The 13,201-nt window shown below is 40.8% G+C and carries 10 protein-coding genes; 5 read left to right on the forward strand and 5 right to left on the reverse strand.

What is annotated here, in order from left to right; genetic code table 11:
* Positions 1 to 24: 24 nt before the first annotated feature.
* From ABKW31_RS21160 to ABKW31_RS21175, 4 genes are all read right to left on the reverse strand, one after another.
* Positions 25 to 1,605: a sodium:solute symporter gene (locus ABKW31_RS21160; protein WP_348618637.1), complete on the reverse strand. Its 1,581-nt coding sequence runs from the start codon at positions 1,603 to 1,605 to the stop codon at positions 25 to 27.
* Between the two features lie 291 nt (positions 1,606 to 1,896).
* Positions 1,897 to 3,276: a Na+/H+ antiporter NhaC family protein gene (locus ABKW31_RS21165; protein ID WP_348618639.1), complete on the reverse strand. Its 1,380-nt coding sequence runs from the start codon at positions 3,274 to 3,276 to the stop codon at positions 1,897 to 1,899.
* Between the two features lie 183 nt (positions 3,277 to 3,459).
* Positions 3,460 to 3,921, reverse strand: a complete 462-nt coding sequence (locus ABKW31_RS21170; RefSeq protein ID WP_348618641.1) for a thioesterase family protein — start codon at positions 3,919 to 3,921, stop codon at positions 3,460 to 3,462.
* Positions 3,922 to 3,923: 2 nt separating this feature from the next.
* Positions 3,924 to 4,544 (reverse strand): MarC family protein, encoded by a 621-nt coding sequence (locus tag ABKW31_RS21175; protein WP_348618642.1) that lies wholly within the window; start codon positions 4,542 to 4,544, stop codon positions 3,924 to 3,926.
* 307 nt (positions 4,545 to 4,851) lie between these two features.
* On the opposite strand from ABKW31_RS21175, the gene recQ reads away from it, so the two are divergent.
* The gene (gene recQ / locus ABKW31_RS21180) at positions 4,852 to 6,633 is read left to right on the forward strand and encodes a DNA helicase RecQ (RefSeq protein ID WP_348618650.1); all 1,782 of its coding nucleotides are present in this window, start codon (positions 4,852 to 4,854) and stop codon (positions 6,631 to 6,633) included.
* On the opposite strand, the gene ABKW31_RS21185 is transcribed toward recQ, so the two are convergent.
* On the reverse strand, positions 6,630 to 6,974 hold the full coding sequence (locus tag ABKW31_RS21185) for a uracil-DNA glycosylase family protein (protein ID WP_348618651.1): 345 nt from the start codon (positions 6,972 to 6,974) through the stop codon (positions 6,630 to 6,632). The two genes, recQ and ABKW31_RS21185, sit on opposite strands and share 4 nt — an antisense overlap.
* A gap of 197 nt (positions 6,975 to 7,171) precedes the next feature.
* Here ABKW31_RS21185 and ABKW31_RS21190 point away from each other — a divergent pair, with 197 nt between their 5' ends.
* From ABKW31_RS21190 to ABKW31_RS21205, 4 genes are read left to right on the forward strand one after another with little or no spacing between them, the layout of a single operon-like run.
* Positions 7,172 to 8,359 carry a site-specific integrase gene (locus tag ABKW31_RS21190; RefSeq protein ID WP_348618644.1) on the forward strand — a complete coding sequence of 396 codons (1,188 nt, stop codon included), beginning with the start codon at positions 7,172 to 7,174 and terminating at the stop codon, positions 8,357 to 8,359.
* A gap of 36 nt (positions 8,360 to 8,395) precedes the next feature.
* Entirely contained in the window at positions 8,396 to 10,588 is a 2,193-nt protein-coding gene (locus ABKW31_RS21195) for a hypothetical protein (RefSeq protein ID WP_348618646.1), read from the forward strand.
* Positions 10,585 to 12,609, forward strand: a complete 2,025-nt coding sequence (locus ABKW31_RS21200; RefSeq protein ID WP_348618647.1) for a hypothetical protein — start codon at positions 10,585 to 10,587, stop codon at positions 12,607 to 12,609. Before ABKW31_RS21195 ends, ABKW31_RS21200 begins: the two co-directional genes overlap by 4 nt.
* Positions 12,606 to 13,127: a hypothetical protein gene (locus ABKW31_RS21205; protein WP_348618648.1), complete on the forward strand. Its 522-nt coding sequence runs from the start codon at positions 12,606 to 12,608 to the stop codon at positions 13,125 to 13,127. Before ABKW31_RS21200 ends, ABKW31_RS21205 begins: the two co-directional genes overlap by 4 nt.
* Positions 13,128 to 13,201 lie beyond the last annotated feature (74 nt).

Consider the following 13,201-nt stretch of genomic DNA (forward strand, 5'->3'; position numbering starts at 1 on the left):
GTGTGTTTTATATACCAAATTGCGTTAGTTATCTTGTACTATTTCTGTTTGCTCGCTTTGGTTTACACCACTACTACAAATTATAAAGGCAAGCGCACTGCCAATACACAGTTGCCAGGTAAAACCCAGATCAAACAACCAGGTTGTGGGTAAGATAAGTGCCATCACATAAGGCTGAAAAAATAAAGTGAGTAAAAAGCCACCTAGCAGGGCCGCTAATACGCTTGTTTGATTGCCGCGTTGTGTAAACAAAACCGTAAAATAAACACCTAATAGGCCACTATATGAAAACACCATCACGCTAAGGGCAAATTGCAAAAGTGGCATATCTGAGTGTTGTTGCCAGAAATAACACAAACAAGCCATGGCACTGAGCGCGAGTGCAACCACAAACATGCCTATTCTACCCGCTTTTACGTAATGAAGATCACTCACCTTATATTTACGACGCACTACCCAAGGTCGATATAGATCTTGCACAATGACCGACGACATAGAATTTAAACCTGAGTTTAAAGTGGATAACGCTGCGGCGATAATACCTACAGTAACCAATGCTTTTATGCCTGCTGGTATTTCATTCAGTACATAATACATAAAGATGGTGACTGATTCGCCTTTAAAACTTGGCACTATGGCGCCGGCTATGCCATTGTTCATGATGTCGGGCCGGTCGTAAAAGATAAACAACAATAAGCCAATAGAGATAAATATCAGCATCACTGGAATCACCATCAGCACTGAATACAGCATGGCCTTACTGCCTTCGCGTGCATTTTTGCAGGTCAGTACCCTCTGCGTCATATCTTGGTCTAAACCAAAAGCAGCAATATTGAGCAATACAAAGCCGGTGATAACAGACCAAAAATTAAATACGCCCTTAGAGCTAAAATCGAGATCAAAATGGAAAAATGTGAGCTTAGACTCTGCTCCCGGGCTCGGTTCGGATAGGGCTTTTACAATAGTACTGAAATCAGCGGGGATAGCAGCATACAGAAAATAAACCACTGCCATAGCGGCGCCAACATAGATGGCGCATTGCAATACGTCGCTATAAATGACAGAGCGAATACCGCCATAAACGGTATATAACAAACCACAACTGGCAATAATTAATACCGAGATAACCACATGCGTGGCAGCAATGTCGCCAAATAGAATCATTGAGATGGCAATCGCTGCCATATACAAACGCGCCCCACTGGCAAATACTCGACCAAATAAATACATTAACCCGGCATGTCGCTTGGCTTTCGCCCCAAAGCGTTGCTCTAATAGTTCATATACGGTGTAGACTTTAAGTTGGTAAAAACGTGGTATCAGAAAATACGATACAAACAGTGCGGCAATAAAGGCCCCAATATTTGAGGTAAGGTAGGAAAAATCGCCTCGGTAGCCTTGATCTGGTCCACCTAGAAAGGTCGCAGCAGATTGAGATGTGGCTAATACTGAAATAGCGACAACCCATACAGGCATGGAATTTCCACCCAGAAAGTAATCTTGGCTGTTAGCCGATTTGCGATTAAACAACCAACCAGAAGCCAATAACACAAAGCCATAAGTTGCAAATACCAGCCAATCTAAGCCTGTGTACTGTTCTAGCATCGGAAGCTCTTTCAATTAACAATCAATAATCTAAGAATATATTATTCATTAATTATTGTATACAAAGAAATAACTATTATTGGAAACGAGCTGCGAGCTGCGAGCTGCGAGCTACGAGCTACGAGCCGCGAGCCGCGAGCAATGAGACAAGATTCCGCGTGCGCGGGGCCGAGTAGACACGAGACATTTATAATTTAGAACTTGTGGAAGCGGTTCTCTATTCACTTAACCAATAGCTAACAGAGCCTCGCCCGTGGTGATTAGAACCACTGGCGAGGCTCTGAAAGTGAATTAGCCAATCATCACAATACTGGCAAGGATGTAAGCGACAATACTTAAGGCGCCGGCAAACAATGCATAAGGCATTTGGGTTTTGACATGAGTTAGCAGGTCACAGCCAGCTGCAATAGAAGAAATCGCGGTGGTATCAGAGATTGGCGAACAATGATCGCCAAATACACCACCACCTAAAATCGCCGCTATTACTAAAGAAGGTGGTAAGCCTAGGGTTTGTATTAAGGGCACTCCAATAGGGACTAAAATAGCAAAGGTGCCCCAAGAGGTACCCGTGGTGAACGACATAATACCACCGGCAATAAATAGCATTGGCGCGACCAAAATTAAGGGTAAGTAATCACCAACCAGTCCGGCAACAAACACGCCAGTCCCGAGGGTTTTTAAACTAGCGCCTAAGGTCAGTGATAGCAATACGATGGTGACCACGGGCAATAACTCACCAATACCTTTGAAGCCTAACTGCACGACCTCATGATGGGTAAACCGCTTGTGCCATACTAATAATAAATAAGCCACAACACAGGCTAAAAAAGTTGAATAAAGCACAGATTTTGTGCCACTACCTTGAATTAAGTTACCCTGCCCGGTCCACAACATAAAGGCTATCATTCCAAAGATCATCACAGCCAAGGGAAGCAACATAAAACGCGCTTTAGTGGCAGCAGTACTCTCCAGCTCATGATTTGATGTTTTGCATTCTTTCTCTGCCTCTCGCATCGGCCCATGTACTTTGTCTTTAGTAATGGTGTAGGCAACTACAACTAAGGTAATGATGGCATAAAAATTTAATGGAATAGTGCCAACCAAAATACTAACTGGTGTCTCCTCTGCCAAGTCATAATTGCTCAATAAGCCGATGACAAGTGCCCCCCAACCATTAAGCAGTATAAGGATACACACCGGAGCACTTGTGCTGTCGATGATATAAGCCAAGCGCGCTCGACTCATTTTGTATTTATCAAATAATCCTCTAGCCAGTATGCCTGCGGTTAATACGCTTAAATTAGACTCGATAAACACCGCAATGCCGGTAAACATGGTTAGTGCACCCACCTGTCTTTTGCTTTTTGCTATGCCTTTGCTAACAAGCAAATTTACAGTAGCAGCAACACCACCTGAGTCACGAATAAAAGCTAGCAAAGCGCCAACTAACAAACTAAAAAGCAGTACTCGGGCATTACCAGGATCACTGACGATGTTGACAATTTGTTCAATGGTATTGATGGGGGTCAGCCACAAAGACGTGTCTGGTGCGGCAAAAAGACTAATAAATTCAGCACTCAAGATAGCTAAAAATAACGCGAGGATGACCTCTTTTTTCCAAAAGACCACCACAATAGCGACGATGGGAGGGATGATAGAATAGATATCCATCTTTAGTTCCTGTTTTTAGTGCAATTTAATGCTTGTTATTATCGGCAATACGATCGGACATTAGTTTAAAGTAAGGCCAATAAAAATTACCCGACTAGAATCACCACAGCAAATGTTAATAAATTATTCCATCTAAAAATTATATTAGTAATTTTTGAGTATCATGTCGATAACTTTATGAAATCAAATAATATAAGTTGCTGTGCCTGTGGCAATATGGCGTCCAGATTCGTTGTGTAAATCCATTCGACACACGGCTACTTTTTTACCTCTACGAATAACTTGTGCGGTGGCAATGAATTGTTCTCCCTTACCCGGGCGCAAATAATCCACTCGCATATCCAAAGTACCACCATTGGGTAATTGGGCGTAAAAGGCCGTGATATCTTCTTCGCTGCTTAAATTTTTAACACCATGCAATAACGCGGCAACACTGCCAACGGTATCTAAAATGGCTGCAGTGACACCACCGTGGAGTATTTTGTGAATGGGGTTGCCCATCAGTTTGTCATGCCAATCAAGTCTTATCTCAGCCTGAAAATCATCAAGATGACTGACCTTAAGACCTAATAATTGATTAAAAGGCATGTTTTCATTAAAAAACTGGGTAATGTAAGTTGCTACGTTGTGTATTGCAGGACTCATGTTTAGGTTCCAACACTTAAATTAAAGAAAATACTGATGCCATTTAAAACGGCACTTACAGCAATTGAAGCTAAGATCATTCCCATGACGCGGCTGACCACACTGGCACCGGCATCACCAATGACATTAAGAATGCGACTGGCCAATAGCATGAAAATAAGGGTAATAAGTAATACGGTCAAAATAATGAGGGTAGTAACTCCCTGGTGGACCCAAGAAAACCGGTGATTATCTGTCAGTAATACCGCCGCCATCATAGCACCTGGCGACGCAATAGAGGGGATAGCAAGAGGGAATACATATTTATGGAGATTGCGATCGACTAAGTGCAACTCAGTTTCTGGTTTACTTTCACCAAAAATCATCGTCAGTGCAAACAAAAACAAAATAATGCCACCGGCAATTTGAAACGCCGACAAGGGGATTTGCATGGCATCTAATAAATATTCACCGACCAACACAAAAGATATAAGCACTAGGGCGGCAACTAAGGTGGCTTTAACCGCTATTTTACGGACTAAAGGACCACTCATACCAATTGTTACAGCGATAAACACCGGAATAGTACCTATAGGATCGATAACTGCCCAAAGTAATACAAACTGTCTGATTAAGTCGTCCATCAATGGCTCATCTTGCTAAGTGTTGGCTATCCATAAACAATAGTATCGTGAAATATCTCATTGTGTAATGTAGCAGCACAATTAAACTAAGTAAGTCGCATCTGCTGGCGCACTGCCCTTACTCTGGTAGTCGTTTATTGCAAGCGTAGCTTGCTGGTTTTCTCAGCATATTCCGCTTTCATTTGCTCTGCGCGGTAAAAAAGTAAATTTTTATGGTGAAGCCCGTGAAGCCTAGGTAAAAAACCTTTAGACTTGCGAGCTTGAATTTTTGATGACGAGCTGATTTTTGACTGCCCCTACACCTTTGATGCAACAAGCGACTGCCCTACTTAACAATATCTTTGGTTATCCTGAGTTTAGACCGGGGCAAGCTGAAGTTATTGAACAGGTTTTGGCGCAAAGGGATACCTTGGTGCTGATGCCAACGGGTGGGGGGAAATCCTTATGTTATCAAATTCCTGCCTTAGTGTTGCCTGGTCTCAGTATTGTTGTATCACCTCTCATTTCGCTAATGAAAGACCAAGTTGATGCTTTAAATGCTTATGGTGTTGAGGCCGCCTATATCAATTCTAATCTGAGCTCAGAGCAATTAGTGCAAGTATTTCGGGCAATGCAGGAAGGGCGTCTTAAGTTAGTCTACGTTGCACCAGAACGTTTGATGAAGTTAGATTTTATCGAGCGATTACATCATCTTGATATTAGTTTAATTGCTGTGGATGAAGCACATTGTGTTTCACATTGGGGACATGATTTTCGTAAAGATTATCGCTTATTAGGCCAACTAAAAAACCAGTTCCCCCATGTTCCTATGCTTGGTTTAACGGCTACCGCCGATTTAGCGACTCGCGCTGACATCGTTCAACAGCTTAATTTAAACCAGCCCTTTGTTTTTAAAGGCAGTTTTGACCGCCCCAATATCCGTTACAACCAAGTGACAAAATACAAAGCTACCGAGCAAGTTATCCAATTTGTTAAACAACAAGAAGGTAGTGGCATCATTTATTGCAATAGCCGCAAAAAAGTAGATGACTTAACTTTAGCACTGGCCCGTCAAGGAGTTAATTGTGCAGGCTACCATGCGGGGTTAGAAGGGAGCGTTCGAGACAGTATTCAACGTGATTTTATCCAAGACAAGATTGATATTATTGTTGCTACGGTAGCTTTTGGTATGGGTATCGATAAGTCTAACGTACGTTTTGTGGTGCATTTTGATTTGCCGCGAAGCATTGAATCCTATTATCAAGAAATAGGTCGAGCAGGACGCGACGGCATGCCTGCTGAAGCATTATTACTATACGATGAAAAAGATGCAGCCCGTATCAGGCAATGGATCGCCAGTGGCGAAAATGAAGAACGCAATGAAGTGGAGTTACAAAAATTTGCTGCGATGGAAGCCTTCGGAGAAGCGCAAACCTGTCGTCGACAAATTTTGCTTAATTATTTTGCTGAATATTCAGCCGGGCAATGTCAAAACTGTGATATTTGCCTCGACCCGCCTAAGGCGTTTGACGGCACCATTGTTGCGCTAAAAGTGCTTTCCTGTGTATTGCGTTTAGAGCAACAGGTTGCTAGTCAATACTTAATTGACGTATTACGTGGCAAACAACTGAAACGCATTATTGAGTTGCAGCACGACAAACTCAGTACTTACGGTATTGGCAAAGAGCAAAGTGATGCTTATTGGCACAACATCATCAATCAACTTATCCACCGCGGTTTACTGCGGGTCGATATTACCCAACACTCCGTACTTAAATTGACCGAGGCTGCCCGTCCTATCTTGCGACAAACACAGGATATAGAATTGGCCGTGCCACGCTTGACAATTGATTTGAGTAAAAAGAAACAGGTGGCTGAACAAGCCTATGATCGGGCCTTATTTGCCAAGCTGAAACACTTACGCAAGAGCATTGCAGAACAAGATGATGTGCCACCCTTTGTGGTATTCAGTGATGCCAGTTTAGCCGACATGGCAGCTAAATGCCCGCAATCCAGTCGTGACTTTTTAGCGGTGTCTGGGGTTGGCCAAACCAAATTAGAACGTTATGGCCCACGTTTTATTGAAGCAATTTCAAGGCACTTAAACTAGCGTTTAACTTCCATTGCGACATGCTGATCTAACAACTTATTGATGTGTGTTTGTAGTTGTAAAACCATTCTATCTTCAAACCAAGTATTACGTTTAAGCCATATGTTGTTGCGTGGACTGGGGTGAGGCAGGGGAATTAATGCGCTGGGTTTGTCTAACCAACCTTTAACTGCCTGCGTTAAGTTCCCCCTATGTTCAGGCAGATGATAGGCTTGGGCGTATTTCCCGATAATCAAACTGAGTTCAATATTAGGCAGTGTACCTAATACCTTTGCTCGCCAAGTAGCTGCACACTCTGGTCTGGGTGGTAAATCCCCGCTTTTTCCTGTGCCCGGATTTATTTGTAATTATAAATCTATACTACTTTGGTTGCGTATTATTTTGTGGGAATACCATCATAAACATCCCTTAAATAGCAGTTCGAATAACAACAGATGTTGTACTAAAGTTATATTCTTATGTAATTTTAAAAAAAGTGAAGTTATCTATGGGAAGGCCTATTAAGTTGATACCTAATTTTCGTGGTGTCGACTTTGTTATGATTGATATTGAAAGAGGTGCAAGAGGTAGTATTAATACACCGTGTTTCACTCTTGATGGGCAACGCCTAGCAGCGCCAACACTATGGCTGATGGATGAGTCTTGTTTCAATACTCGAAATAAGTACGCCAGCAACTTGCGGGATTTTCTTAACGAGTATTTAGAAGGTATGTCAAATGATGAACGAACCAATATTGATCACAGTTTTTGGCAATCAATCGACAGAGATACAGTACAAGGATACTTTTATAGTGTGCTGCTCGATGAGAGAGGATTAAAGAAAACAAGTATTCTTAATATTAAAGCCGCGATACAGAGTTTTTACCGAGCTGCTGAAGTGAACGGATGGACTTCCAAACAGTATTCAAACCTCTTTAACAATATGAGCGACATTGAAGAGGAAACTCAGACTGATCTGCGGTCGCAATACCTAGAGTATGATCTTTACCAAGTAATTATAAAACAGATACTGCAATCTCATAGGAATAAAGAAACAAAAAATATCGATCAAAAAGGAATTAATTCCACCCCTTTTTTGCAATCTAGAGACTATTTAGTCATGGAACTGGGCTACTCTGGCGGCTTTAGAGCTAACGAAGCTATGCAACTGCATGTAGAGCAATTACTTCCGAAACTTGAAGAAGTTGAGGAAAACGGAGTTATCAAGAAGGCTATCAGGATTCGTTTAGTTCGTAAGGGAGGGAAATCTAAAGAGCTTGATATATCGAACTACTTGGGACAACAAATATATAACTTCATAACTAAGGAGCGGTCCAGCCAAGCTAAGCTACAATTTGGTGCCCAACACAAAGGTGGTCGCACTGGTCCTCTAATAAGTTCCATCACGGGTGAAAAAATGTCAGTGAGGTACCCAACTAAATTGTTCAAATCCCTAAGATGTGTAGCGTTAGAAGATATTATAGATTTACTTCATACAGTAGAAAAAGATTCAAAATGCGGTTGGTGGCTGAGTTTAGACCAAATAATAGGGGATCCTAACCAGCACAAGAGTGCTCTCAGTTATCATTCTTTACGGCACACCTACCTAACTAATCTTGCGGGCTCTAATCCTCTTGACCTCGATTACGTTAGGCAACAAGCAGGACATGCAAAGGGTGATACTACATTCAATATTTATGTCGAGTTTACAGTTATGCGTGATAAACACTCATACATTAGGAGTTAAGAGGATTAGAATGATTACAACTCTAAAACTGAAATAATGAGCAATCGTCTCCTCAATAAGACAAAAAAAATTAAAAATCGTCAAAGTTTAAATGAGCGAGCGCCAAAGCTTGCACTTCCTTTTGCTACTCGAACATCCGCTATTGTAACAGTTTGCGTAACAGTTGGCCAAAAGCCTCAAAAGAAAGTGATAAAGTTATCTGAAAGATTAAAAAATGTTCCCTTAGCGCTTGCTATTATATTTGGACTACAAGATCGACCTGATAAATCAGCCGTGACAGCCTATAGCCGAACACTCTCTGTTCAAAACTTCTTAACTTTCTTGATAAATAACCTTGTAGATGGCGAGTCTCCTGTTGATATATTCAGGCTCTTCGTTAATGAGCTTAATCAAAAAGTTTTACAGAGAACGGTGCAATGCCAAATCAATAATCTAGCCATTCCATTAAAGCACGCCATTGATGAGCCCCGATTTATGGATACTCTAGACGCAGATCAACAGTGGCTCGTCCGACGCATATTTTCAGCAATACCAAGTATATCTAGATCACCAGGTAAAGCACGAGCTGGTATGGGAGAATTATTTGAGAACCTAGCTGATGACCGTTCATTATTTGATGGTGTTCGAGATTATGCTTCTTGGGCAATGCTTGAACTGCAAGCTCATCGTGATGAATTATTACAGAGTAAAGATGTACAACAAGCACTTTCTGATGCTCGCCGAATTACTTCTGGCGATGTTAACGCGCTCAAGTATGAAAGTAGAAATGCAAGAAATGTGGGTTCGAACAATCCATCGAATTTATGTAGCGCAATATTCAAAGCTGTTTATCGTAGTAATTCTAATTCTCTCAAAGAGCGACTTTTGCTTGGCCTTGAAGAGTACCGCTCCTATTTATCAGACGTTCACAACAAAATACCAGCAACACGATTAGAGTTAGACAGTTGGTTAGAGCTTTGTATTAAAGGCAATAATAAAGGTTTTCGCCCGACAAGTTTAAATACGATATTACTAAAATTTGATCAATGCGATTTACGATCACTTTTAGAGCCGACTGATGCAGAATGTGTTTGTTTACAGTGGCTGCTTGCTAGTCTTTCGGTGCAACCGTCAGGACAGCAACGCGCTCAAATTGGTAACTATATTATCCATTCAAGGTCTATGTATTTCAAACATGATAAGCAGCGAAGTAAAACCAAACGCAAAGACACTGACCCTATATCAAAAACATCAAATATAGGTAAAGCAATATCCGGCTTCATAAAAGTTAAAGAGAAGTTGACTGCTAATGGGCGTTTGCTTGAAAAACAATCATATTTGAGTAAGTTTTTGTTTAGAACACCCCGATGGCGCTTTTTACTAGCTGCTACATTTGAAAGCTCGAACGTCAGAGAGTCATTCCTTCAACAATTTCCACAAGGTATAGGATTTTTAGCTTTGCTAACGAAGTTAAGAATACACGGCGATAAATATAGTAAGTATAAGAATGAGTGCTCTATGCTTTACACCTACCATCCTCCAAATGAAGAGCGGGCGCGACGGATTAAGGAACTCAAGCAAAAAATGACCGTCACAGAAGAAAAGACATTAAATTGTGAGGCGATTCGCAAAACAAGAATCTCACTTCAAGACGTCATTCCGGGTCAGTCAGCAATATCTCGTGAGATAGAGGAAAATGCTATTGCGACGTCTAATGGCCACACTGTCGAAGTATTTAGAACTATTTACCGTAACAGAGATCGAAGTCGTTATAGATTGAAACGCAGGGCAGAATTTGCATCCGCGGTTGGTGAACTGATGGTTATCCTTTCAGAGAAAGTCCGAGCAGTGAGAGATTCTAATGAAATATTGCTGCCGGATGATGTAGCTAACGCTATAGGACTTGAAAGGGGTTTCGAAAGCGAAGATGAGCGCGTATCTCGTTTGTTCGTAGAGCTCGAAATTCAAGGTTATCAGTTGAACTATTTTGGTGCTGCCACTAAAGGCAATCGTCGTATTATTATTGAAACGCCTATTACCGTTGCGCTTCTTTTAGATGCACAAAAGTCTTATCTAGAAATTGCAGGGAAAAAAGATACTACAGATTTACGAATTGAAGAAGCTGCGCTTGAGTATGCGCTTTTAGAAATTATCTTAGATAAAATGAGTAAAAGGATTGTTGACCAAGGAAAAAGTCTTTACGAAAAATTAACTTTACCACCGCATATTATGGTCGGGGTTGAAAAATGAAAAGTAAAGAGCCACAAGAAGTAGAATCTGCGACAGAACGGTTTATAGAGCAAACTGAGGTCTTTTCAAGAGAACCTATTGTTTTGGATAAAAATGAAATTGGTGGAAGGTGGTGGAAATACCATGAAGAGACTGATAGGTCAAGAAATCTTCAGATCATCGATTTCACCGATTTTGACGATCTTAATAAGCGCCAAGTTTTACAAGAGATTATGCTATATGCTGTGACTGGTGGAATAGGCTGGGCAGACAAAGATAATCGTTTAGCGGTGACCAGTTATGGATGTCTAATTGGTCACCTTTGGTCTTGTAGACTAATATACAACTGGTGGTCGAGTAAAGCTTCTGAACTTTCATTATCAAGTTTTAGCAGGGACGATATAGTTAGGCTATGTCGTCATGTCTTGGAAAATAATCGTGGAAAAGACAAGAAACCCTTAGCCGGAGTTCTAAAAAAACTTAGAGCTACCATAAATGCTGCTAATCGTTTTTACAGCAATTGTAGTATAACAGACGGCTTTGTATACCCGATTTCAGAGCATCTAAGACGTGATATTGCGGAACCATTGTTAAAACCACACAGTATCAGTTATGAGGATTGGGTAACAAACGAGTCTTACAAATGTATTCCAATTGAAATTGGTCTCACACTCCTTTTAGAGGCCATTGATGTCATCCGTTCAAGAGACACTAGGATACTTCTTGCCATTTTCAACGCCTACCGGCATAGCCCACTAACCAGCAACGGACGAAATGCAATATTCCTAGGTTTGAAACGCTTTAGAGAATATCAAATAACTGGTTTTTTTTCCCTGAATATTAAAATTGAAAGCCTGAAATCACTTCAGGCCTTTGGCGAAAAGTTTGATGAATTAGGTATGTCTGATGTCAAAGTTTTGCCTTGGTCGAATTTTAAGGAATTGACGAATCACTGTCGTTTAGTCAGAGCAGCCTGCAATATGTTGTTGCATTTGGTGGCTGGTAATCGAGTGCATGAGATAGCAGGTTACCAAATAGGGCAATGGTCTAAAGATAGTAAAGGAACATGGTGGTACCGTTCAAAAGAATGGAAAGTTAACAAAGGATGCAATGCTGAGCGCTCTGTTGACCCTATTGGTGCCGAGTCTGCAGAGGTTCTTACACAGATGAGCTTTCTTGATTCTAACGAGCCACGTCCTCTTTTAAATGGTAGTTTTTTAACAGGTGCGTTGAACCTTGCAAGACAACAAAATGGATTGTCTTTTAAACACCCGTGGCCTGACAGCAGAGCGAAAAAACAGATGATAAATAAGTCTCTTAGAAACTGGTTTTCTGACTTTTATCGATCTCATCTAGTGAAACTGCACCCTAGAATGGGAGAAAAGCATCCAAATTCAAATCCGCATGAGGCTCGTTATTTTTGGGTGGATGTTGCGCTTCGTTGGATAGATCCCAAGTATTGTGATGTCATTGGACAGATACGTGAGAATTTAAGACACTCAAGCCCAGATATGGTGTATTCCTACACTGATGGAAAGCGTTCCCAAGATATTCAAAGAGATGCTCAAGCGCGTTACATGCATGAAATTTTACAAAGGATCATAAAAAAAGATCCTAATGATACATGGTATGGTTCTGCTGCAAAACGTATTCTAAATGAAGCTGTTTCAATTGAAGTTAAATCACTTGATGCACTTGACGAATTCGCTGAGGCACAAGGTGAGCTTTACTCTCGATTTATTTTTTGGGAATGGGGGATTTGTGCTGTTCCCATTGGTGAGGAGGCAAAAGGAAATTGTTCTGATAGTGCAACTGGTATCCCAAACTTGGTTGAGACAGACAGAAAAATGCAGCCAGAGGTTTGTTTTGGATGCATCCACCAAATGGTACATAAGGGATTTAGAAATAAAATAGAACGAATAGGTATTACTTGCCAACAACGCGGTGAAGCCCTTCAGAAACTAAATCCTACCTTGGCAAATACACTTGGTTTTAAGCCCGCTAAAAAAGCAAGAATTCTTCTTAAGGAGTTTGACTCATGAATGATTCATTTGATATCAGAAATTATGTCACTATAAGTGACGCAATTCAGGAGGAATACATTCCTACCAAATGGAAGGGTCAATATCAATACATGTATGAGGCTTTACAAAATCTAGCTAAACAGCGAATGCAATTGATTAAAGAAGAGCCAAGAGCTTATGGTGAAAGAGCTTACATGATTTCTTCAAGGGATCTGTGTGTTGCTCTTGATAAAGACAAAAGTTATCTCAATGAAAAAAGATGGAAATCTAAGAGCACACCTTTAAGAAGAATGATGGCGCTTGCTGTTAAGGAACTTGATATTAAAAATAAGTGTCTGTTGGTATTACTAAATCAACAACGATTAAAAAAAGCGGATAAAAAGAAGTCTAAGTCCAATAATAAGAACGCGATATTAGTTCAAGAGAATGCTCGTCAGCAGAGAGCTTTTAACAATCTACTCAAACAGGGCTATGAGGAACTAATTCAGCAAATCAATTATAGTGGAGCAGAGCTTGCGTCAAAGTGCACTGATTGACCTGGTCAACCTAATACGACCACCTTAGTTAAGCTACTTTCTGTAATTCATTGTTTTGTTGTTCAAAGTCATTT

The organism is Paraglaciecola sp. 25GB23A (genome assembly GCF_040012495.1).
In the GTDB taxonomy this organism is placed as follows: Bacteria; Pseudomonadota; Gammaproteobacteria; order Enterobacterales; family Alteromonadaceae; genus Paraglaciecola.

Bases quoted from the DNA above. Each gene is read 5' to 3' on its own strand.
- ABKW31_RS21195 (WP_348618646.1), top strand. From the start codon at position 8,396: ATGAGCAATCGTCTCCTCAATAAGACAAAAAAAATTAAAAATCGTCAA.
- ABKW31_RS21205 (WP_348618648.1), top strand. From the start codon at position 12,606: ATGAATGATTCATTTGATATCAGAAATTATGTCACTATAAGTGACGCA.
- ABKW31_RS21165 (WP_348618639.1), bottom strand. From the start codon at position 3,276: ATGGATATCTATTCTATCATCCCTCCCATCGTCGCTATTGTGGTGGTC.
- ABKW31_RS21170 (WP_348618641.1), bottom strand. From the start codon at position 3,921: ATGAGTCCTGCAATACACAACGTAGCAACTTACATTACCCAGTTTTTT.
- ABKW31_RS21200 (WP_348618647.1), top strand. From the start codon at position 10,585: ATGAAAAGTAAAGAGCCACAAGAAGTAGAATCTGCGACAGAACGGTTT.
- ABKW31_RS21160 (WP_348618637.1), bottom strand. From the start codon at position 1,605: ATGCTAGAACAGTACACAGGCTTAGATTGGCTGGTATTTGCAACTTAT.
- ABKW31_RS21190 (WP_348618644.1), top strand. From the start codon at position 7,172: ATGATTGATATTGAAAGAGGTGCAAGAGGTAGTATTAATACACCGTGT.
- recQ (WP_348618650.1), top strand. From the start codon at position 4,852: ATGCAACAAGCGACTGCCCTACTTAACAATATCTTTGGTTATCCTGAG.
- ABKW31_RS21175 (WP_348618642.1), bottom strand. From the start codon at position 4,544: ATGGACGACTTAATCAGACAGTTTGTATTACTTTGGGCAGTTATCGAT.